Source organism: Schumannella sp. 10F1B-5-1 (assembly GCF_006517535.1).
Lineage (GTDB): Bacteria > Actinomycetota > Actinomycetes > Actinomycetales > Microbacteriaceae > Schumannella.
Genome location: NZ_VHQH01000001.1, coordinates 37105 through 58964, shown reverse-complemented (window position 1 = coordinate 58964; position 21860 = coordinate 37105). Strand labels below are relative to the sequence as shown.

The following is a 21860-nucleotide window of genomic DNA, read 5'->3' as shown; positions in this document are numbered from 1 at the left end:
CCAGGAGAATCACATGACCCACCGCCTCCGACGCCTCCTCGGCGTCACGGTCGCCACCGTCACGGCCGCCGCGCTGCTCGCGGGCTGCGCCGCCGGCTCGGCCGAGCCCGCCTCCGCGCCCTCCGGTCTCGCGGCCGCCGGCGACAGCATCCCCGAGGTCACCATCAAGGCCGGGCTCTCGCCCTACGGCGACGAGCTGCTCGCCGCCGCGGCGATCAAGCGCGGCTACTTCGCGGATGCCGGCATCACGATCGGCCCCGACGAGTACGGCGCGCAGACCGACCTGATCGCGTCGCTCGCGCCCCTGCAGAACGGTCAGGTCGAGCTCGGCTCCGGCTACCCGCCGGCGGTCGTCTCGCAGCTCGACAACGTCGACGACGTCACCGCCTTCGCGATCAGCGACGTCTTCTACGGCTACCGCATCCTCGCCCCGAAGGGCGAGTACAAGACCGTCGCCGAGGAGATGAAGAAGGGCAAGTCGTTCGCGGCGGCCCTCAAGACCGTGCTCGCGCAGATCAAGGGCGAGAAGGTCATCCTGCGTCAGGGTGTCGTGCCGACCTTCTACGACCTGATCACCAAGGAGGCCGGAACCACCACGGCCGACTGGGATGTGACCTACCTGCCCAACGCCGACATCGTGCGCGCCGCGCAGGCCGGCCAGGCCGACTTCGTCTCGCCTACCGGCGCCGTCGAGATCACCCGCCTGCTGCAGGACGGCTGGGAGTCGCTCGTCGAGCTGCCCCAGGTGATCGAGAACCTGCCGTCGGAGGACACGGTCTCGCTGCGCGCGACCTTCTCGGGCTACCTCACCACCACGAAGTACGCCGACGAGAACTGGGACACCCTGCTGCGCTTCACGGGCGTGATGTACCGCATCGTCGCCGACATGAAGGCCGACCCCGAGGCGACCGCCGCCGACTACGTCGACTACCTCAACTCCTACACCGGCTCGTCGCTCACCGCGGCCGAGCTGGCCGGCACCTTCGACGGCCTCTACTCGCTGCGCGACTTCGATGACGCCAAGGCGATGTACACCGACAAGAAGGACCCGTTCCACTTCGACACCGTCGCCGGCGCGCAGATCGACGAGCTCACCGCGAAGGGCGTGCTGAAGGGCGAGCACACGACCGAGCAGCTGAGCATCGCCGGCAAGATCTACGCCGACCTCGCGAAGTACCGCTCCGAGGCCAAGAAGCTCCTCGACGCGGGCGACGGCGACGCCGACCTGCTCGCGAAGGCGAAGACGCTGTACGACCAGTACGACTTCCTCGACGCCTACCGCTTCGCCGCCCAGGCGGCCCAGGGCTGATGAGCGCCACCCAGCTCGACACCGCCGCCGTGTCCCCGGCCGTGCCTGCGCGCACGGCCGGGGGCCGGCGGCGGCTGCCGCGCGTCGGCCTCGGCTGGCGCCTGCTCGGCATCGCCGTGGTGCTCGTCGCCTGGCAGCTCGCGGCGCTCGTCGTCGACTCGCGCGGCATCCTGCCCTCGCCGATCGAGGTCGCCCGCGACTTCGGCTTCAGCTTCTTCGACGACGCCGGCCTGCGCTACCTCGGCGTGAAGACCCCGGGCTATCTGCCCAACCTCGCCTACACGATCGGCGCCTCGGCGCTGGCCTGGGCCATCGGCAGCGTGCTCGGTGCGGTCGTCGGGCTGCTGAGTGCGCGCATCCAGCTGTTCCGCTCGGTCTCCGAGCCGCTGTTCTTCGTCTTCGGCGCCGTGCCGGCGCTCGTGCTCGCGCCCTTCTTCTCGGTCTGGTTCGGCCAGGGACTCGAGAACAAGCTCGTGCTCGTCGCCTTCTACTGCTTCGTCTCGGTCGGCCTGGTCGCCCAGTCGGCGGCGCAGGCGTTCCCGCCCTCGTCAGAGGAGTACGCGGCGACGCAGGGCCTCGATGCCCGCGCGCGGTTCCTGCACGTGCTGGTTCCCGGCACGCTGCCGGTCGTGCTCGCCGGGCTGCGCATCGCCCTCGCCACGGCGATCGCCGTGCAGACCACGATCGAGCTGCTCGGCTCGCAGTTCGGCGCCGGCCGCCTCATCGCGCTGCGTGCCTCGCAGGGCGACCTGTCGAGCATCATCGGCCTCTCGCTCGCGCTCGGCGCCATCGCCGTGGCGCTCGACGCGCTCCTGCGCGCGATCATCCGCGGCATCGTCCGCTGGCAGTGACCTGACCACCGCGCCCCGACCCCCGCAGATCGGATCGACATGACCTCCACGACCTCCGCCGCCGGCGCCTCCGCCGTCGAGTCCGCCGCCGCGACGCCCGCGTTCCACATCACCGGGCTCGAGGTGTCGTTCCGCACGCGCGAGCGCACCGTCACCCCGCTGCGCGGGCTCGACCTCGACGTGCCGCGCGGGCAGTTCCTGTGCATCCTCGGCCCCTCGGGGCAGGGCAAGTCGACGCTGCTGCGCGTCATGGCCGGGCTGCAGCCGCCGACCGCCGGCGAGGTGCTGGCCGAGGGCCGCGCCGTGACCGGACCCGACGCGAACCTCGGCATGGTGTTCCAGCAGGATGCGATCCCGCAGTGGCTGCGCGTGCGCGACAACGTCTCGTTCGGCCCGCGGATGCGCGGCGTGCCCGCGAGCGAGTGGGGGCCGCGCGTCGACCACTTCATCGAGGCCGTCGGACTCGCCGGACGCGAGCGCGCCTGGCCGAAGGAGCTGTCGGGCGGCATGCGCAAGCGCGTCGCGATCGCGGCCGTCTTCGCGAACGACCCCGACATCCTGCTCATGGACGAGCCCTTCGGCTCGCTCGACTACTTCACCCGCGCGGCCCTGCACGAGACGCTGCTGAAGCTGTGGGCCGAGACCGCGAAGACGACCGTGTTCGTCACCCACGACGTCGACGAGGCGATCAAGCTCGCCGACCGCATCATCGTCGTGACCGACGGCCGCGTCGGCCTCGATGTGAGCGTCGACTTCGACCGCCCGCGCGGCGACGAGCTGCGCATGGACCCGCGCGCCGACGAGCTGCGCCAGGGTCTTCTCGAGGTGCTGCAGGCGCCGGCGCGGATGCAGTCGTGACCGCGATCGGGATGCGCGGCTCGCGTCGCGCCCGCGCCGCCGTCACCCGCGGCCGCGTGCTGTCGCTGCGCACGCGCGGTACGGTGCGCAGCGTGCTGATCGGCACGGCCGTCGCGCTGGTGCTGTGGGAGGTGGCGGCGCGCATCCTGGCCGCCACGACCGCGCAGGGCGACCGGGTGCTGCCGTCGCTGACGAAGGTCGCGACCGACGGCTTCCTGGGCCTCGGCCACTACTACAAGGGCGGGCTCGGCGTCTCGGTGGCGACCGCCGGCGGCGACGGCTCGGCTCTGGCGTCGACGCTCGCGCTGGTCGAGAACGCCGGGGTCACGCTGATGCGGGTCGGAGTGGGGCTCGTGCTCGCGATCGCGCTGGGCATCGTGCTCGGGCTGCTGGTCGCGGCCGTGCGTCCCGTGCGCCTGTCGGTGTCGGGGGTGTCGGAGGTGCTGCGCATGCTGCCGGCCCTGGCGATGGCGCCGCTGTTCACGATCTGGTTCGGCGCGACCTCGCTGGCCTCCGTCGTGTTCGTCGTGTTCAGCGTCGCGTTCATCGTGCTGCTGGCGACCTCGAACGCGGTCGCGAACCTGCGGCCCGAGGTCACCGAGTATCCGCGCACGCTCGGCGTGCGGGGCGTGCGGCTGTGGACGCGCGTGGTGCTGCCGGCGATCCTGCCCGAGATCCGCGGGCCGCTGGTCTTCGGCGGCATCGTCGCCTGGGCGAGCGTGCTGGCGTCGGAGATGTACGGGCTGCAGGAGGGCCTGGGCTACATGCTCAACGACACCCTGCGCTTCTCGATCATCGAGCGGATGGTCGTGGTCGCGGTCGTGTTCTCGGCCCTCGCGCTGCTGACGATGAAGCTGCTCGGCGCGCTCGTCGACGCGGTCACCCGCTGGCGGCCCTGAGGCCCGTGGCAGGAGGGCGGGGCCGGCACGCGTGGTGCCGGCCCCGCCCTCCTGCCCTCGCGTCAGCCCGCGACGGGCAGCTGCACGCCGATCGCGGCGGCGGTCTCGCGCAGGCGCGGCAGCCACGAGCGCAGCTGCTCGAGCGAGACGCGGAACGCCGGCGCCGAGATGCACAGCGCCGCGCGCACCTCGCCGCGGCCCGTGCGCACGGGCACGCCCATGGCGCGCACGCCCGCGTCGAACTCCTCGTCGGCGGTCGACACGTCGTCGGCCCGCACGCGCTCGATCTCGGCGAGCAGCGCGGCGCGGTCGGTGATCGTGTTGGGCGTGTAGGCGACGAGCGGATGCTGGTCGACGAGCGCATCGAGACGCACGGCCGGCAGTGTGGCGAGCAGGATCTTGCCGGTCGAGGTGGCGTGCAGCGGCTCGCTCTCGCCGACCGAGCCGCGGATGCCGACGGCCTGCTCGGTTCCGACCTTCTCGATGAACAGGGCGCGGCCGTCGCTGAGCACCGACAGCTGCACGGTCTCGCCGGTCTGGTGCGCGAGCTCGCTCATGAGCGGCCGCGCGATCTCGCCGATCGAGCGCACGCCCGAGACCTTGTTGGCCAGCTCGAACACGCGCACGCCGAGGCGGTAGGTCTTCGTAGCCGGGTCGAGGGCGACGAAGCCGTGCTCGATCTCGAGCGCCAGCAGCCGGTGCACGGTGCTGATCGGCAGGTCGGCCGCGCGGGCGATGTCGGTGACGCTCGCCCCGCGCGGGTGGTCACCGAGCACGGTCAGGATGGCGAGGCCCTTGGAGAGCATCCCCTGCTGTTCAGCCATGTCTGTCCTCGTCGCTGTCGGGCCGGTCGGGCGGGGTCAGAACGCGAACTTATCGTCGAACTCGGGCGCCCGCTTCTCGAGGAACGCGGCGGCGCCCTCGGCGGCCTCGTCGGTGCCGTAGTAGAGCGTGCAGGCGTCGTTGGCGAGCTGCGCGACGCCGCCCAGCCCATCCTCTTCGGCGTTGACGCTGCTCTTGAGCATGCGCAGCGCGGCGGGCGACATCGCGATCAGCTCGCGTGCCCAGCTGACGCCCTCGGCGAGCAGGTCGGCGACGGGAACGACCGTGTTGACCAGGCCCCAGTCGAGCGCGCGCTCGGCGTCGTAGCGGCGGCAGAGGAACCAGATCTCCTTGGCGCGCTTGTGGCCGACCTGCTTGGCGAGCAGGTTGATGCCGTAGCCGCCGTCGAAGCTGCCGACGCGGGGGCCGACCTGGCCGAACACGGCGTTGTCGGCGGCGATGCTGAGGTCGCAGACCTGGTGCAGCACCTGGCCGCCGCCGACCGCGTAGCCGGCGACGAGCGCGATCACGGGCTTCTCGATGCGGCGGATCGCGAACTGCAAGTCGATCACGCTGGCGGGGGCGATGGGGGATGCGGCATCCGCCTCGCCGTGCGCGCGGGCCGAGAGGTCGGCGCCCGAGCAGAAGGCGCGATCGCCGGCGCCGCGCAGCAGCACGACGCGCACGGCGCGGTCGTGGCGGGCGCGCGCGACGGCGTGCACGAGCTCGGCGCTCGTGAGCGGTCGGAAGGCGTTGCGCACCTCGGGCCGCTCGATCGTGATGAGGGCGATGCCGTCGGCGGTCGTGCGGTAGGAGATGTCGCGGTAGTCGCCGCTCGCGGTCCAGGTCTCGGCCGCGAGGTCGTCGACGGTGCCGGCAGGGCTCGCGTCGGTCGTCGCGGGGGAGGTCGGGGCGGCGGGGTTCGGGTCGGACACGGGTGCTCCTTCGATCGGATGCCGCCGACTTCGCGACGGGTGTTGACGTTCGCAGACCGCGACGCCTATCGTCATTCTATAGAGTGAACGCGACTTCCACTAGATGGGAAGATCGCCAGCCAAGCAGGGAGACAGCGTGAAGCGGATCGGCATCGACGCGGGCGGGACGTTCACCGACGCCGTGCTCTGGGACGAGGAGACCGGCCTGGTCTCGAGCGCCAAGGTCTCGTCGCGAGCCCACGACCCGGCCGGCGCCGTCGTCGCCGCCGCGCGCCGCGTGGTCGAGCTGGCCGCCGCCGAGCAGCGCGTCGGCATCCGCGACCTCGTGCACGGCACGACGATCGGCACCAACCTCAGCCTCGAGCGCAACGGGCCGCGCATCGCCCTCATCACGACCGAGGGCTTCCGCGACGTGCTCGAGATCGGCCGCCTCACGCGCCCCGCACACGCGCTCTACGACCTCCTCGACCCGGGCAGCGCGCCGCTCGTCGCCCGCCGCGACCGCTTCGAGGTCGGCGGCCGTCTCGACGGCGACGGCGTCGAGGTCGAGCCGCTCGACGAGGCCGCCGTGGCCGAGATCGCCGAGGTGCTGCGCCGCCGCGGCATCACGAGCGTCGCCGTCAGCTACCTCTACTCCTACCGGGATGCGCGGCACGAGCAGCGCACGGCCGAGATCCTCTCCGCCGTTCTGCCCGAGCTGCAGATCTCGCTCTCGAGCGAGGTGCTGCCGCAGGTGCGCGAGTTCGAGCGCACCTCGACCACCGTGCTCAACGCCTACCTCAAGCCGGTCTGCGCGCCCTACCTCGACGAGCTCGAGGCGCGCGTCGAGGAGTTCGACTCCGAGCTGCGCACCTGGATCATGCAGTCGAACGGCGGCGTCACCTCGACCCGCCTCGCGGCCGAGACCCCGGTCAACCTGCTCCTGTCGGGCCCCAGCGGCGGCGTCGTCGCGGGCCGTCTGATCTCGCAGCAGACCGGCATCCCGAACACGATCACCGTCGACATGGGCGGCACCAGCTTCGACGTCTGCCTCGTCGCCGAGCAGCAGATCCCGCTCACCACGACCTCGATGTCGATGGATCTGCCCGTGCAGGTGCCGACCGTCGACATCGAGACCATCGGCACGGGCGGCGGCAGCATCGCCCACGTCGACAGCGGCGGCCAGTTCCTGGTCGGCCCCGCGTCGGCCGGCGCCCGCCCCGGCCCCGCCGCCTACGGCCGCGGAGGAACGCAGCCGACCGTCACCGACGCGAACGTCGTGCTGGGCATCCTGGCCGACGGCACGCTGCTCGGCGACGACGTGCGCATCGACCGCGCCGCCGCGCTCGCCGCCTGCGAGACGCTCGGCCGCGAGCTCGGGCTCAGCGCCGTCGAGACCGCGCTCGGCATCCGCCGCATCTCGAACGCCGCCATGGCGGGCGCCGTGCGCGCCGTCTCGGTCGGCCGCGGCCACGACCCGCGCCGCTTCGCGCTCAGCGCCTTCGGCGGCGCCGGCCCGATGCACGCCGCCGACATCGCGCTCGAGCTGGCCATCCCGACCGTCATCGTGCCGCCCGTCGCGGGCGTGCTCTCGGCCGTCGGCCTGGTCGTCTCGGATGTCGTGCACAACCACGCCGCGAGCTTCATGGCGCCGCTCGGCGACGGCATCGAGTCGGCGCTCGCGCAGACCTTCGCCGAGCTCGCGGGCAAGGCGGCCGAGGAGCTGACCGCCGAGGGCGTGAGCGCGCAGTCGTTCGTGCAGGCGCTCGACCTGCACTACTCCGGCCAGAACTCGGCGATCACGGTGCCCGTCTCGGGCGCCCTGACGCCGGGATGGTCGGCCGAGGTCGCCGAGCGGTTCCACCGCATGCACGAGCAGGTCAACGGCTTCCGCGTCGACGACGAGCAGATCGACGTCGTCGTCGCCCGCGTCAGCGGTGTCGGCACGCTGACCCGCACCGACGTGCCGCCGGTCGAGATCACCGGCGAGACCACGCCCGTCGCCGACGGCACGCGCGACCTCGTCGTCAGTGCCACCGAGACCGCGGCCGTGCCGCGCTACCAGCGCGCCGACCTGCGCCCCGGCGACGTCATCCGCGGCGCCGCGATCGTCGACTCCGACAACACCACCGTCGTCGTGCCGCCGCGCACCGTGACCCGCGTCGACGGCTTCGGCAACCTCCTGATGCAGCTGGAAGGACGAGCATGACCATCACCGCCCCGGCGCCCACGGACGAACAGCACCGCGCGCCGCTCGACCCCATCACCCTGTCGGTGCTCGACGCGGGCCTGCGCACGGCCGTCGCCGAGATGAAGGCCGTCGTGCTGCGCACCGCCTACTCGAACCTGTGGCGCGAGGCCGGCGATCTGTCGTGCGGGCTGCTTGACGCGAACGGCGACATCGTCGCGCAGGGCGTCGGCGACATCCCGATCCACCTCGCCAGCATGCCGATGTCGCTGCGCGGGATGCTCGCCCGCATCCCGGCCGAGACGATCCGTCCGGGCGACGTGCTGCTGCAGAACGACCCGTATCAGGGCAACAACCACATGCCCGACTTCTTCATGGCGAAGCCGATCTTCGCCGACGAGAAGCTCATCGCCTTCGCCGCCGTGCGCGGCCACTACGTCGACATCGGCGGGCCGGCGCCGGGCAGCTACTACACGCTCGCGAAGGACATCTTCGGCGAGGGCATCCGCATCCCTCCGGTGCGCCTCTACCGCGAGGGCCAGGTCGTGACCGAGGTGCTCGACATCCTCACCCACAACGTGCGCAACCCGCAGGAGCGCCTCGGCGACATGCGCTCGCAGTATGCCGGATGCCTCGCCGCCGAGCGACGCCTCGTCGACTACTGCGAGCGCTACGGCACCGACGTGGTCGTGCAGGCCATGGCCCAGGTGCTCGACGTGAGCGAGCAGCGCGCCCGCGCGGCGTTCCGCGAGATCCCCGACGGCGTCTACGTCTTCGAGGACACCTGCGACGGCGACAGCTTCGACCCCGCGCCGATCACGATCCGCGGCACCGTCACGGTCGCCGACGACGAGGTCACGATCGACTACGGCGGCTCGTCGAAGCAGTCGATCGGCGGCATGAACTCGCCGCTCGGCGTCACCCACTCGGCCACGTTCTTCGCGCTGAAGGCGCTCGCCGAGCCGCACAGCGCCTCCAACTCGGGGTCGTACCGGCCGGTCACGATCATCGCGCCCGAGGGCACGATCGTGAACCCGCACGCCCCCGCGCCGGTCGTCTCGGGCAACCACGAGACGAGCGCCCGCATCGCCGACGTCGTGCTCGGCTGCCTGGCGCAGGCCGTGCCCGACCGGGTTCCCGCGGCCGGCACCGGCAGTGCGACGGTGCTGCTCGTCGCCCGCGAGAACGTCGCCGACGACGCGATCATGTACGAGGTGCACGGCGCCGGCCAGGGCGCCAGCCTCGGCGTCGACGGCGCCCACGCCCGTCGCACGAGCATCGGCAACACCGGCAACACGCCCAACGAGCTGCTCGAGGCGACGCACCCGGTGCGCATCCTCGGCTACGGCATCACGACCGACGGCGGGGGAGCGGGCCGCACCCGCGGCGGCAGCGGCATCACCCGCCGGCTCGAGTTCACCGAAGACGTCACCGTCACGATCGTCTCCGACCGCGACGTCAGCCGGCCTTACGGCCTGCTCGGCGGCGGGGCCGGCGGCAACGCCCATTTCGAGCTCACGCATCCCGACGGGCGCGTCGAGGTGCTGTCGAGCAAGACGCCGCCGACCTCGTTCCGCGCCGGCTCGCGGCTCACGCTGAGCTGCGCGGGGGCGGGCGGATACGGCGACCCGGCCCAGCGCTCGCTCGCGAGCATCCAGGCCGACCTCGACGACGGCTACATCACCGCCGCGGCAGCCGAGCGCGACTACGGCGTCAGCGTCGTCGCCGAGCCCGGGCGCCCGGACGGCGAGCTCGTCGCGACGCGCGCCGGCGAGCCGGTGGATGCGGTGGCGGGGGCCATCGCGTGACCGGTCGCTTCGACGGCCGCGTCGCGATCGTCACGGGCGGCGCGGGGGGCATCGGCCGGGCGACCGCGGCGCGGCTGGCGGGCGAGGGCGCGCGGGTCGCGATCCTCGACCGCGCGGGCGACGCGGCCGAGGCGGCCGCGGCCGAGCTGCCCGGGGCGCTCGGCTTCGCGGTCGACGTGACCGACGCGGCCGGCGTCGACGCGGCCGTCGACGGGGTCGCGGCCGAGCTCGGCTCGGTCGACGTGCTCGTCAACAACGCCGGCATCACGCGCGACAACCTGCTGTTCCGCATGGGCGACGACGACTGGGATGCCGTGATCGGCGTGCACCTGCGCGGCGCCTTCCTGATGGCGCGCGCCGCCCAGCGGCACATGGTGGCGGCGCGCTACGGCCGCATCGTGTCGCTCACGAGCGTCGCCGCGACCGGCAACCGCGGGCAGGCGAACTACTCCGCCGCGAAGGCCGGACTGCAGGGCTTCACCAAGACGCTCGCGATCGAGCTCGGGCCCTTCGGCATCACCGCGAACGCCGTCGGCCCGGGGTTCATCGCGACCGAGATGACGGATGCTACCGCGCGCCGCGTCGGCATGGAGCCTGACGAGTACCGTGCGCAGACCGCCGCGATCACGCCGGTGCGCCGCGTCGGCGAGCCCGCCGACGTCGCCGCGACGATCGCCTGGCTCGCCAGCGAGGAGGCCGGCTTCGTGACCGGCCAGGTCGTCTACGTCGACGGCGGGCTCGACCTGTGAGCTCGGTCGGCGCGGGTGAGTCGGGCGACGCGAGCGAGACGACCGTCGCCGACCGGGCCGCCGCATCCGGCCCCCTGACCGTCGACCTCGCCGACCTGCCGACCCTGCTCGGCCGCGAGCTCGGCCCGAGCTCGGCGGTCGTGATCGACCAGGCCCAGGTCGACGACTTCGCCCGCCTCACCGGCGACGAGCAGTGGATCCACGTCGACCCCGCCCGCGCGGCCGCGGTCGGCGGCACGATCGTGCACGGCTTCCTCGCGCTCTCGCTCGTCGCCCGCTTCTGGGGCGAGCTGCTCGAGGTCACCGGCGTCGCCCAGGCCGTCAACTACGGCCTCGACCGGGTGCGCTTCATCCAGCGCATCCCCGTCGGCTCGGCCCTGTCGCTGACCGCCCGCGTCGCCGCCATCACCCCGCGCGATGGCGGCACCCGCGTCGACCTCGAGATCGCGCTGCACGCCGACCTCGCCGCCGACACCGACCGCCCCGTCGCGGTCGCCACCAGCATCGTCCTGTTCCTCGAACCCGAGCGGAGCATCCCGTGACCCGGCTCTATGAGACCGCCGACGTGTACGACTACGAGTCGCTCCTGAGCGACCCCGAGCGCGCCGCCCTCGCCCGCCTGCGCGCCCACCTCGAGACCGAGGTCGCGCCCATCGTCGACGACCACTGGGAGCGCGGCGAGTTCCCCGCCGGACTGCCCGCCCAGTTCGCCGAGCTCGGCCTGCTGCAGCCGCGCGAGCTGCTCGAGGCCGGCGTCGAGGTGCCGCGGCCGATGTTCGAGGGCTTCCGCATCATGGAGATCGCCCGCGTGGATGCCGGGGTCGCCACCTACTTCAGCGGCCAGGCGACCATGATCACCTCGGCCGTGCTGCACGGCGCGACGCCCGAGCAGCGCGACGAGTGGATGCCCCGCATCCGCTCGTACGAGTGGACCGGCGTCTTCGCGATCACCGAGCCCGACCACGGCAGCGACGTGGCCCGCGGCATCCAGACCACCGCCCGCCGCGACGGCGACGAATGGGTGCTCGACGGCGTGAAGATGTGGATCGGCAGCGCGGCCTACGCCAGCCACGTCTGCGTCGTCGCCCGCGACGCCGACTCGCCCGACGGGCGCGGCCAGCGCGCCTTCCTCGTGCCGACCGGCACCCCGGGGATGCGCATCGAGAAGATCGCCGGCAAGGGCAGCCTGCGCATCGTCGACAACGCCCTCATCACGCTCGAGGGCGTGCGCGTGCCCGAGGAACTGCGGCTCGGCCGGGTCGAGCGCTTCGGCGACGTGGCCGAGATGCTGCGCCACATGCGCGCGAGCGTCGTCTGGCTCGCCACCGGCGTGCAGATCGGCGCCTACGAGGCCGCGCTCGCCTACGTGCGCGAGCGCGAGCAATTCGGGCGGCCGCTCGCCGGCTTCCAGCTCGTGCAGGAGAAGGTCGCGCGCATGCTCGGCAACATCACCGCCTGCCTCGGCATGTGCACCCGCCTCGCCCAGCTGCAGGAGGAGGGCGTCTATCGCGACGAGGACTCGGCCATGGCCAAGCACTTCGTCAGCGCCCGGATGCGCGAGACCGTCGCGCTCGCCCGCGAGCTGTGCGGGGGCAACGGCATCCTGCTCAGCACCGGCGTCATGCGCTTCTTCGCCGACGCCGAGGCCGTCTACACCTACGAGGGCACGAACGAGATCTCGGCCCTCGTGACCGCGCGCGGGGCGACCGGCGTGAGCGCCTTCGTCTGACGCGCGGCCGCACCCGACGCGACCCGCACCATCCGCACCCGACCGACTTGCACGTGACCCACCCGCCCCACCCGCACCACCTCGACCCACCGAAGGAGCGCCGCATGCGCCTCATCCAGCACGGAGCCGACCCGTTCGCCGCCCCGCCGTTCGAGATCGTCGGCGGCGAGGGCGCCTACCTGCGCACCTCCGACGGCCGCCAGCTGCTCGACGCATCGAACACCGGCGGGCCTCTGGGCCACGCGCATCCGGCCATGGTCGAGGCGATCGTGACGGCGGCGCGGTTCCCGGTCGCGAACGAGTCGCAGCCGTGGCGCGAGCGCGAGCTTGCGGCCGAGGAGCTCATCGACATCGCCTTCGCCGGCGAGGGCGACTGGATCGGCGGCCTGCGCTTCGGGCTCTCGGGCAGCGAGGTCAACGACACCGCGCTCACGCTCGCGCAGTCGGTGACCGGCCGCCTGCCGGTCGTCGCGCGCGAGCGGGCGTACCACGGGCTGGTCGGCCTGGCCCGCGACGTGACGCTGCAGCCGCAGTGGCACGGCGGGCTCTCGCACACCGACGGCTCCGGCGTCAGCGCGCCCGCGCCCGGCGTCGAGGTGCGCACGATCGCCGCCCCCGACGGGGCGATCTGGATGCGCGAGGCCGCGCCGGCCGCATCCCTCGACCCGACCCAGCTCGCCGCCGCGCTCGACGGATCCGCCGCCGTGATCGTCGACTACACGCAGGGCGGCCGCTACCACGACGCCGCCTATCAGGACGCGGTCGCGACCGCCGCCGCCGACGCCGGAGCGCTCTGGATCGCCGACGAGGTCGTCACCGGCCTCGGCCGCGGCGGCAGCTGGTTCGCGTTCCAGAAGGGCGAGCGCCGACCCGACATCGTCACGCTCGGCAAGCCCATCGCGGGCGGCGCCGCGCCCGGCGGCGCGGTCGTGCTGTCGAAGGAGCTCGTCGAGCGGCTCGACGGCGTGAAGTGGCAGAGCTACTCGACGTTCCGCGGGCATCCCGTGATGGTGCACGCCGTGCGCGCCCACCTGCGGGTCGTGCGCGACGAGGGTCTGGTCGCCCGCGCTGCCGCCGGGGGCGAGCTGCTCGCCGCCCGCCTGCGCGAGATCGCCGAGCGCCACCCCTCGGTGCAGCGCGTCGCGGGTGACGGCCTGCACTGGACGATCGAGCTCGTCGGCATGGACTGGCGCGAGTGGGAGTCGACCTCGACCGAGACCCAGCCCTCCGACCTGGTCGCCCGCGCGATGCTGGCCGCCGGGGTCAAGGTCAGCACGAGCGACGAGCCCACCTCGCTGTTCCTCGCCCCGCCGCTGATCGCCACGGATGCCGAGCTCGAGCGCATCGCATCCACCCTCGACGACGCGCTCGCGCACTCCGATGCCGCGCTGAGCGACGCCGCGCCGACCGAGGCGGCGGCCCGATGAGCCGCGACCGCGAGATCGTCGCGCCCGACTTCATGGCCACGCTGGTCGAGTCGGGCAACTACGCGCCGGCCGTGCGCGTCGGCGACCTGCTCTACGTGTCGGGCCAGGTCGGCCGCGACCGCGCGCTGGTGCCGGTCACGAGCTCGCTCGAGGCGCACATCGAGGCCGTCTTCGACAACCTGCTGGCCGTGCTCGCGGCGGCGGGATGCGCGGCGCACGACGTCGTCGAGCTCGTCAGCTATCACACCGATGTGCCCGCGCAGATGCCGACCTTCCAGGCGATCAAGCGGCGCCACTTCGGCGATCCCACCCACCTGCCGGCCTGGACGGCCGTCGGCGTGGCGCAGCTCAACTCGCCCGACTTCCTGGTCGAGGTCAAGGCCGTCGCGGTGGTGCCCGGGCGCTGAGCGGACCGCCCCGTCGATAGCCTGAGGCGATGGAGAGCATCGAGCTCGTCGTCCTCGTCACGGTCGCGGTCATCCTGGTCATCGGGGTGGTCGCGTTCTTCGCCGGGCGCATCGGCGTCGCCGCCCCGCTCGCCCTGACCGTCGTCGGCGTGGGGCTGGGTGCGATCCCCGCGATCCCGCATTTCGAGGTCGAGCCCGACCTGGTGCTGACGGTGATCCTGCCGCCGCTGCTCTACGCGGCCGCGCGGCAGGTGCCCTTCGTCGACTTCCGCCGCAACATCCGGGTGATCGGCTTCCTCGCGATCGTGCTGGTCGTCGTCTCGGCGCTGCTGGTCGGTGCGGCCGTGAGCCTGATCTGGGCGCTGCCGCTCGCGCTCGGCATCGCCCTCGGCGCGGTCGTCGCGCCCCCGGATGCGGTAGCCGCGACCAGCCTCGGCAAGCGCCTCGGACTGCCGCCGCGCATCGTCACGATCCTCGAGGGCGAGGGTCTCGTCAACGACGCGACCGCGCTCGTGCTGCTGTCGACCATGCTCGCGATCGTCGACGTGCACGCCGAGACCCCGAGCGGCGGGATGGTCGTGCTCACGTTCCTCTGGGCGGTCGTCGGCGCGCTCGTCATCGGGGTGCTGCTCGGCGGACTGACGGTCGCGCTGCGCAAGCGCATCACCGACGGCGTGCTCGACACCGCCGTCTCGCTCGTGGTGCCGTTCGTCGCGTTCCTCGCGGGGGAGCTGGTGCACTCCTCGGGCGTCGTCGCGGTGGTCGTGGCGGGCATCGTCGTCGGCAACACAGGCGGGTTCCGAATCCGAGCCTCGTTCCGGCTCGCCGAGGCGAACACCTGGCGGGCGATCACGATGATCGTCGAGAACGGCGTCTTCCTCTTCATGGGGTTCCAGCTGTGGCCGGTCATCGGATCGGTCGCCGGCGACGGCGACCTGCCGGGCGTGCTCGCGCTCGCGGGTCTCGTGATCGTGCTGCTGGTCGGCATCCGCTTCGCCTCGATGCCGCTGCTGCTCTGGACGATCCGCCGTCGCTACCGCAAGCGGGCAGCCCAGGCGGATGCGGTGAACCAGCGCTTCGAGGGGATGACCGAGGAGGACTTCCAGCGGCGTGCGGCCAACTTCCAGCAGCTGGGCATCAAGGGCTCGCCGGTGCGCAACATGCTGCGCGGCATCCGGGCCAGCCTCGGGATCGTCACGGAGAAGGACCGTCAGCAGCGCGACCGGGTGGCCGCCCGCATCGCCGAGCTGGAGGCGAACCCGCCGACCGAGCCGGTCGAGCTCGACGAGACCGCCCGGGCGCGTTTCTCGCGCAGCTTCCAAGGCTTCCGCCGCCGGCTCGAGCAGCAGAACAACGACCTCAGCGCCGAGCGCGACCAGGCGCTCAGCTGGCGCGACGGCGTCATCCTCGGACTCTCGGGCATGCGCGGTGTGGTCACGGTCGCGGCCGTGCAGACGATCCCCGACGAGCAGCCGATGCGCGAGGCGCTCGTGCTCATCGCCTTCGCCGTCGCGATCGTCACGCTCGTCGTGCAGGGCCTGCTGCTGCCGATCGTCGTGCGCCGGCTGCGCCCGGTCGGGGATGCCGACGGCGGCGAGCGCGGCGAGGTGCTCGAGCTGCGTCGACTGCTGAAGGATGCGGGGGATGCGGCCGTCACCGAGGCGGTGGCCGACGCGGCTGCGGTCGACAGACCGGTCGGCCCGCGCGTGATCGACGAGGTCGGCGCGCAGACCGAGACCTGGCTCGGCCGGGTCGAGATCTGGGCGGGCACCGACCTCACCCAGCCCGACAACCCGGTGGAGCAGTTCCAGCGGCTGCGACGCATCCAGCTCGAGGCCGAGCGCGCCGCGCTGCGCGACGCCTACGAGCGCGGCGCGTACTCCTCCGAGGCGGTCGAGGTGATGCGCGCAGCCCTCGACTCGGAGGAGCTGTCGCTCGACGCGGTCGACAGCCGGCTGGAGTAGACGCGGCCGGATCGCGGAGCCCCGGCTTCCCGACCGACGTAGCCCCGCATCCCGGTCACGCCGCCCGCGCCCGCCCCTCTATCCTGGGAGGCGTGTCCAAGGTACTGAGCAGCATCCCCGTCGGCGAGCGTGTCGGCATCGCGTTCTCGGGAGGTCTCGACACCTCCTGCGCGGTGGCCTGGATGCGCGAGAAGGGCGCCGTGCCCTGCACCTACACGGCCGACATCGGGCAGTACGACGAGCCCGACATCGACGCGGTGCCCGGTCGCGCCACCCAGTACGGCGCCGAGATCACGCGCCTGGTGGATGCGAAGCGCGCCCTGGTCGAAGAGGGTCTGGTGGCGCTGCAGTGCGGCGCATTCCACATCCGCTCGGGCGGCAAGACCTACTTCAACACGACGCCACTCGGCCGTGTCGTCACCGGCACGATGCTCGTGCGGGCCATGAAGGAGGACGGCGTCGACATCTGGGGCGACGGCTCGACCTACAAGGGCAACGACATCGAGCGGTTCTACCGCTACGGCCTCATGGCCAACCCGCGTCTGCGCATCTACAAGCCGTGGCTGGATGCCGCCTTCGTCAGCGAGCTCGGCGGACGCCAGGAGATGAGCGAATGGCTCGTCTCGCGCGGCTACCCCTACCGCGACCCGGTGGAGAAGGCCTACTCGACCGACGCCAACATCTGGGGCGCCACCCACGAGGCGAAGAACCTCGAGGAGCTGAGCTCGGGGCTCGACATCGTGGACCCGATCATGGGCGTCGCCTCCTGGCGGGAGGATGTCGTGGTCGCCACCGAGGAGGTCTCGGTGCGCTTCGAGGCCGGTCGCCCGGTCGCGATCAACGGGGTCGAGTTCGACGACCCGGTGGCCCTCGTGCTCGAGGCGAACGCGATCGGCGGACGCCACGGTCTCGGTGCGAGCGACCAGATCGAGAACCGCATCATCGAGGCGAAGAGCCGCGGCATCTACGAGGCGCCGGGCATGGCCCTGCTGCACATCGTCTACGAGCGCCTGCTCAACGCGATCCACAACGAGGACACGGTCGCGAACTACCACGCCGAGGGCCGCCGCCTGGGTCGTCTGATGTACGAGGGCCGCTGGCTCGACCCGCAGTCGCTCATGCTGCGCGAGTCGCTGCAGCGCTGGGTCGGCTCGGCCGTCACCGGCGAGGTCACGCTGCGTCTGCGTCGCGGTGACGACTACACGATCCTGAACACCGAGGGCCCGTCGCTGTCGTACTCGCCCGACAAGCTCTCGATGGAGCGCGTCGGCGATGCCGCCTTCGGTCCGACCGACCGCGTCGGACAGCTGACCATGCGCAACCTCGACATCGCCGACTCGCGTCAGCGCCTCGAGCAGTACGCCGCCGCCGGCCTCATCCCGGGCGCGACCGCCGAGCTCGTCGGCAACCCGCAGCCGGGCGAGTCGCTCGGCATCCTCGAGGGCTCCGGCACGGGGGATGCGGCGGCCGACGCCGCGAACGAGGGCTCGGCCTTCGACCTCGGCACCGACTGAGCGCAGCGCTCGCCTCAGGGCACCACGGAGGGCGCCCCGCATCGTGCGGGGCGCCCTCCGTCGTGCGCGGCGGCGACGGCGCTCAGTAGCTCGCGCGGTCCTCCGCGGTGCCGTCGGAGAAGCGCGCGGCCAGCGCCTCCGATCCGCGAGCGAGCAGGGCGACGTCGGCGCCGACCAGCACGAAGCGCGCACCCGCGGCGAGGTAGGCGTCGGCGGTCTCCGGGTCGAAGGCGTTCACGCCGACCGGGGTGCCCGCATCCTGGATCGCGGCGAACGCGGTCTGCACGGCGGCGACGACATCCGGATGCGTCTGCTGGCCGAGCAGGCCCATCGATGCCGACAGGTCGCTGGGTCCGACGAAGACGCCGTCGATGCCGTCGACGGCGGCGATCTCGCCGGCCGCGGCGACGGCGGCCGCCGTCTCGACCTGCACGAGCAGCGACACGTGCGACGAGGCGTCGGCGAGGTAGCCGTCGACGCGGTTCCAGCGCGCGGAGCGGGCGAGCGCGCTGCCGACCCCGCGGATGCCGTGCGGGGGATAGCGCACGGCGCGCACCGCATCCCGGGCCGCCGCGGCGCTGTCGATCATCGGCACGAGCACGGTCTGCGCGCCGAGGTCGAGCACCTGCTTGAGCACGACCGGGTCGGCCGAGGGAACCCGCACGACCGGCGTGACGTCGTAGCCCGCGACGGCGTGCAGCTGCGCGAGCACGCCCTCGAGGCCGTTGGGGGAGTGCTCCATGTCGATCAGCAGCCAGTCGAGTCCCGATCCGGCGCAGATCTCGGCGACGAGCGGGCTGCCCGACGACACCCACATGCCGATGACGGGACGCTGCGGCTCCGCGACGAGGCGGGCGCCGAGCGACGGGGTCAGACGAAGCGGCATCGGATCTCTCCCATCGGGCCATAGTCGCACCGCACCTCGTCGCCGCGGCCGACCCACATCGGGCGGGTGAACGATCCGGCGAGGATGATCTCGCCGGCCTCGAGCCGCGCGCCGTGCTGGTGGAACTTGTCGGCCAGCCAGGCGACGCCCGTCGCGGGGTGGTCGAGAACGCCGGCGGCGACGCCGGTCTCCTCGATCTCGCCGTTCTTGTAGAGCAGGCCCGGCACCCAGCGCAGGTCGATCTCGTCGGGCCGCTTGCGCACCTCGCCGAGCACCATGGCGCCGTAGGCGGCGTTGTCGCTGATCGTGTCGACGATCGTGCGGCCCTCGAGCTCGATGTGCGAGTTGAGCACCTCGAGGGCGGGCACGACGTAGTCGGTCGCGGCGAGCACGTCGTCGCGCGTGCATCCCGGCCCCTCGAGCGGCGACTTCAGCACGAAGGCCAGCTCGACCTCGATGCGCACGTTCGAGAAGTGGTCGACGGGGATGTCGGCGCCGCTGTCGTAGACGGTGTCGTCGAACATGACGCCGTAGTCGGGCTCGGTGATGCCGGTGGCCTGCTGCATCGCCTTCGAGGTGAGGCCGATCTTGCGCCCCACGAGCCGGCGCCCGGCCGCGACCTGGCGATCGCGCCAGACTCCCTGGATCGCGTACGAGTCGTCGATGGTCGCCTGCGGCCAGCGCGCGGTGATGCGCGGCATGACCGCGTGCTCGCGATCGGCGACCGCGAGCTCCTCGGCGATCAGCGCGATCGTCTCGGAGTTCAGTGCGCCGGCCATGTCAGAGCTGGTTCCCGAGCTTGAACTCCGACGGCGCGGCCGGCGCGGCCGGGGCCGCCTCGCCCTGCTTCCACTCGGGCAGCGCATCCCGCTCGTCGTCGGCGCGCGTGTACGAGAACCCGTCGGCGCCGATCGTGACGGCCATCTCGCTGGAGTGCTCGCGCGCGACGACCGGCTGGGGGTTCCCGTCGAGGTCGAGCACGAGCGAGCCGTCGGTGTACCAGCTGGGCACGACCGGGTTGCCCCACCAGTCGCGGCGCTGGTTGTCGTGCACGTCCCAGGTGACGACGGGGTTGTCGGGGTCGCCCGTGTAGTAGTCCTGCGTGTAGACCTCGACGCGGTGCCCGTCGGGGTCGCGCAGGTAGAGGTAGAAGGCGTTCGAGACGCCGTGGCGACCGGGGCCGCGCTCGATCGCGTCGCTGCGGCGCAGAGCCCCGAGCTTGTCGCAGATGGCGAGGATGTTGTGCTTCTCGTGCGTCGCGAAGCAGACGTGGTGCATGCGGGGCCCGTCGCCGCCGGTCATAGCGGTGTCGTGCACGGTGGGCTTGCGGCGCATCCACGCGGCGTAGACGACGCCCTCGTCGTCTTGGATGTCCTCGGTCACCCGGAAGCCGAGCGACTGCATGAAGTTGACCGCGCGCGGCACGTCGGGCGTGATCTGGTTGAAGTGGTCGAGGCGCACGAGCTCGCCGGGCGTGTGCAGGTCGTAGCGCCACGACAGGCGCTCGACGTGGTCGGTGGCGTGGAAGAACTCGTAGGGGAATCCGAGCGGGTCGGTCACCCGCACCGAGTCGCCGATGCCCTTCGTGAAGCCGCCCTCGCGACGCTCGACCCGGCATCCCAGCTCGGTGTAGAACGCGACGGCCTTGTCGAGGTCGTCGGCGCTGCGCACCCGGTACGAGAACGCGGCGACCGCGGCGATCGGCCCCTTGCGCAGCACCAGGTTGTGGTGGATGAACTCCTCCGTCGACCGCAGGTAGATCGTCTCGTCGTCCTCCTCGGTGACGTGCAGGCCGAGGATGTCGACGTAGAACACGCGCGACGCGGCGAGGTCGGTGACCACGAGCTCCATGTAGGCGCAGCGCAGGATGTCGGGCGCCGGCGCGGTCGGCGTCGGGATCGGGTCGTCGGCGTGGATGGGCGCCTCCTGGCTGACGTAGAAGCCGGAGGAGGTGAGGGTCTTGTCGTGGTGGGTCATCAGGCGTCCTTGCCGAAGGTGGGGTTGTGCACAGCGCCGAGCGTGATGTGCACGGCCTGCTGGTCGGTGTAGAAGTCGATCGAGCGGTAGCCGCCCTCGTGGCCGAGGCCCGAGGCCTTGACGCCGCCGAAGGGGGTGCGCAGGTCGCGCACGTTGTTCGAGTTGAGCCAGACCATCCCGGCCTCGACGGCCTGCGAGAAGTTGTGCGCCCGCTTGAGGTCGTTGGTCCAGATGTAGGCGGCGAGGCCGTACTTGACGCCGTTGGCCAGCTCGAGCGCTTCCGCATCCGTGTCGAAGGGGGTGATCGCGACGACGGGGCCGAAGATCTCCTCCTGGAAGATGCGGGCGTCGGCGGGTACGTCGGCGAACACGGTGGGGCGCACGAAGTTGCCGGTCTCGAAGCCCTCGGGTCGGCCGCCGCCGGCGACCAGTCGGCCCTCGGTCTTGCCGAGATCGACGTAGCTCATGACCTTGTCGTAGTGCTCGGGATGCACGAGCGCGCCGACCTCGGTGGCGGGGTCGTGCGGGTACCCGACGACGACCCGGTCGGCCTGCGCGGCGTAGCGGCGCACGAACTCGTCGTAGACGGGGCGCTCGACGAGGATGCGGCTGCCGGCGGTGCAGCGTTCGCCGTTGAGCGAGAACACCCCGAAGATGGTCGCGTCGATCGCGGCGTCGAGGTCGGCGTCGGCGAAGACGACGGCGGGGCTCTTGCCGCCGAGCTCCATCGACAGGCCCTTGAGGAACGGGGCGGCGTTGCCGAAGATCAGCTGCCCGGTGCTCGACTCGCCCGTGAACGAGATGAGCGGCACGTCGGGGTGCTTCACGAGCGCGTCGCCGGCATCCTCGCCGAGGCCGTTGACGAGGTTGAAGACGCCCTGCGGCAGCCCGGCCTCCTCGAAGATGCCCGCCCAGAGCGAGGCCGACAGCGGCGTGAACTCGGCCGGCTTCAGCACGACCGTGTTGCCCGTGGCGATCGCCGGGGCGAGCTTCCACGACTCGAGCATGAAGGGCGTGTTCCACGGCGTGATGAGCCCGGCGACGCCGATCGGCTTGCGGTTGACGTAGTTGATCTGGCGACCGGGCACCTTGTAGGTGTCATCGGCCTGCGCGACGATCAGGTCGGCGAAGAAGCGGAAGTTCTCGGCCGCGCGCCGCGCCTGACCCAGCGCCTGGGTGATCGGCAGCCCGGAGTCGAAGCTCTCGAGCTCGGCGAGCCGCGCATCCCGTGACTCGACGATGTCGGCGATGCGGTTGAGCACGCGCGAGCGCTCGCGCGGCAGCATGCGCGGCCAGGGGCCCTCGGTGAAGGCGCGGCGGGCGGCCGCGACGGCGCGGTCGATGTCGGCCTTCTTGCCGGCGGCGGCCTGCAGGTAGGTCTGGTTCGACACCGGGTCGAGCACGTCGAAGGTGCCGCCGTCGGCCGAGTCGACGAACTCGCCGTCGATGTAGTGCTGGATGCGCGTGGGCAGGTCGGCGGGCACGTGGGCCGGTCGCGCGGCGGTGCTGGTGTCGGTCATCTGGTTCTCCGATCGGATCGGTGGAGGCGGGGCGGGGG

Annotated in this window: 19 protein-coding genes; 13 read left to right on the top strand and 6 right to left on the bottom strand. The window is 72.3% G+C overall.

Going from position 1 to position 21860, the window contains the following annotated elements; genetic code table 11:
• Positions 1 to 13: 13 nt before the first annotated feature.
• From FJ658_RS00245 to FJ658_RS00230, 4 genes are read left to right on the top strand one after another with little or no spacing between them, the layout of a single operon-like run.
• The gene (locus tag FJ658_RS00245) at positions 14 to 1309 is read left to right on the top strand and encodes an ABC transporter substrate-binding protein (RefSeq protein ID WP_141143377.1); all 1296 of its coding nucleotides are present in this window, start codon (positions 14 to 16) and stop codon (positions 1307 to 1309) included.
• Positions 1309 to 2160: an ABC transporter permease gene (locus tag FJ658_RS00240; protein WP_141143376.1), complete on the top strand. Its 852-nt coding sequence runs from the start codon at positions 1309 to 1311 to the stop codon at positions 2158 to 2160. The genes FJ658_RS00245 and FJ658_RS00240 overlap by 1 nt, the downstream gene beginning before the upstream one ends.
• Positions 2161 to 2199: 39 nt before the next feature.
• Entirely contained in the window at positions 2200 to 3018 is an 819-nt protein-coding gene (locus FJ658_RS00235) for an ABC transporter ATP-binding protein (RefSeq protein WP_141143375.1), read from the top strand.
• The gene (locus FJ658_RS00230) at positions 3015 to 3917 is read left to right on the top strand and encodes an ABC transporter permease (protein ID WP_141143374.1); all 903 of its coding nucleotides are present in this window, start codon (positions 3015 to 3017) and stop codon (positions 3915 to 3917) included. Before FJ658_RS00235 ends, FJ658_RS00230 begins: the two co-directional genes overlap by 4 nt.
• 62 nt (positions 3918 to 3979) lie before the next feature.
• Here FJ658_RS00230 and FJ658_RS00225 read toward each other — a convergent pair whose 3' ends face one another.
• Positions 3980 to 4741 carry an IclR family transcriptional regulator gene (locus tag FJ658_RS00225; RefSeq protein ID WP_141143373.1) on the bottom strand — a complete coding sequence of 254 codons (762 nt, stop codon included), beginning with the start codon at positions 4739 to 4741 and terminating at the stop codon, positions 3980 to 3982.
• A 36-nt stretch (positions 4742 to 4777) separates the two neighbouring features.
• Positions 4778 to 5674 carry an enoyl-CoA hydratase-related protein gene (locus tag FJ658_RS00220; protein WP_370454737.1) on the bottom strand — a complete coding sequence of 299 codons (897 nt, stop codon included), beginning with the start codon at positions 5672 to 5674 and terminating at the stop codon, positions 4778 to 4780.
• 136 nt (positions 5675 to 5810) lie between these two features.
• Between FJ658_RS00220 and FJ658_RS00215 the strand changes: the two genes are divergently transcribed.
• The 9 genes from FJ658_RS00215 (at position 5811) to argG (ending at position 17439) form a co-directional block, all read left to right on the top strand.
• Complete coding sequence (locus tag FJ658_RS00215) at positions 5811 to 7862, top strand: hydantoinase/oxoprolinase family protein (protein ID WP_181408258.1); 2052 nt, start codon at positions 5811 to 5813, stop codon at positions 7860 to 7862.
• Positions 7859 to 9649: a hydantoinase B/oxoprolinase family protein gene (locus tag FJ658_RS00210; RefSeq protein ID WP_181408257.1), complete on the top strand. Its 1791-nt coding sequence runs from the start codon at positions 7859 to 7861 to the stop codon at positions 9647 to 9649. The genes FJ658_RS00215 and FJ658_RS00210 overlap by 4 nt, the downstream gene beginning before the upstream one ends.
• Positions 9646 to 10398 (top strand): 3-oxoacyl-ACP reductase FabG, encoded by a 753-nt coding sequence (gene fabG, locus FJ658_RS00205; protein WP_141143369.1) that lies wholly within the window; start codon positions 9646 to 9648, stop codon positions 10396 to 10398. Before FJ658_RS00210 ends, fabG begins: the two co-directional genes overlap by 4 nt.
• Positions 10395 to 10940 carry a MaoC family dehydratase gene (locus FJ658_RS00200; RefSeq protein WP_181408256.1) on the top strand — a complete coding sequence of 182 codons (546 nt, stop codon included), beginning with the start codon at positions 10395 to 10397 and terminating at the stop codon, positions 10938 to 10940. The genes fabG and FJ658_RS00200 overlap by 4 nt, the downstream gene beginning before the upstream one ends.
• Positions 10937 to 12127: an acyl-CoA dehydrogenase family protein gene (locus FJ658_RS00195; protein WP_141143367.1), complete on the top strand. Its 1191-nt coding sequence runs from the start codon at positions 10937 to 10939 to the stop codon at positions 12125 to 12127. The genes FJ658_RS00200 and FJ658_RS00195 overlap by 4 nt, the downstream gene beginning before the upstream one ends.
• A 104-nt stretch (positions 12128 to 12231) precedes the next feature.
• Entirely contained in the window at positions 12232 to 13554 is a 1323-nt protein-coding gene (locus FJ658_RS00190; RefSeq protein ID WP_141143366.1) for an aminotransferase class III-fold pyridoxal phosphate-dependent enzyme, read from the top strand.
• The gene (locus FJ658_RS00185; protein ID WP_219995673.1) at positions 13551 to 13961 is read left to right on the top strand and encodes a Rid family hydrolase; all 411 of its coding nucleotides are present in this window, start codon (positions 13551 to 13553) and stop codon (positions 13959 to 13961) included. Before FJ658_RS00190 ends, FJ658_RS00185 begins: the two co-directional genes overlap by 4 nt.
• Positions 13962 to 13990: 29 nt before the next feature.
• Complete coding sequence (locus tag FJ658_RS00180; protein ID WP_141143365.1) at positions 13991 to 15925, top strand: sodium:proton antiporter; 1935 nt, start codon at positions 13991 to 13993, stop codon at positions 15923 to 15925.
• A 92-nt stretch (positions 15926 to 16017) separates the two neighbouring features.
• A complete protein-coding gene (gene argG, locus FJ658_RS00175) occupies positions 16018 to 17439 on the top strand; it encodes an argininosuccinate synthase (RefSeq protein ID WP_141143364.1) in 1422 nt (473 codons plus the stop codon).
• Positions 17440 to 17521: 82 nt separating this feature from the next.
• Here the strand turns inward: argG and FJ658_RS00170 are convergent, their stop codons facing one another.
• Genes FJ658_RS00170 through hpaE form a run of 4 tightly spaced genes read right to left on the bottom strand, consistent with a single transcriptional unit; the run spans position 17522 to position 21822 of the window.
• On the bottom strand, positions 17522 to 18325 hold the full coding sequence (locus FJ658_RS00170; RefSeq protein ID WP_141143363.1) for an aldolase/citrate lyase family protein: 804 nt from the start codon (positions 18323 to 18325) through the stop codon (positions 17522 to 17524).
• A complete protein-coding gene (locus tag FJ658_RS00165; RefSeq protein ID WP_141143362.1) occupies positions 18310 to 19104 on the bottom strand; it encodes a 2-keto-4-pentenoate hydratase in 795 nt (264 codons plus the stop codon). Before FJ658_RS00165 ends, FJ658_RS00170 begins: the two co-directional genes overlap by 16 nt.
• A 1-nt stretch (position 19105) precedes the next feature.
• The gene (gene hpaD / locus FJ658_RS00160; protein ID WP_141143361.1) at positions 19106 to 20302 is read right to left on the bottom strand and encodes a 3,4-dihydroxyphenylacetate 2,3-dioxygenase; all 1197 of its coding nucleotides are present in this window, start codon (positions 20300 to 20302) and stop codon (positions 19106 to 19108) included.
• Positions 20302 to 21822, bottom strand: a complete 1521-nt coding sequence (gene hpaE, locus FJ658_RS00155) for a 5-carboxymethyl-2-hydroxymuconate semialdehyde dehydrogenase (RefSeq protein ID WP_141143360.1) — start codon at positions 21820 to 21822, stop codon at positions 20302 to 20304. The genes hpaD and hpaE overlap by 1 nt, the downstream gene beginning before the upstream one ends.
• Between the last annotated feature and the right edge of the window lie 38 nt (positions 21823 to 21860).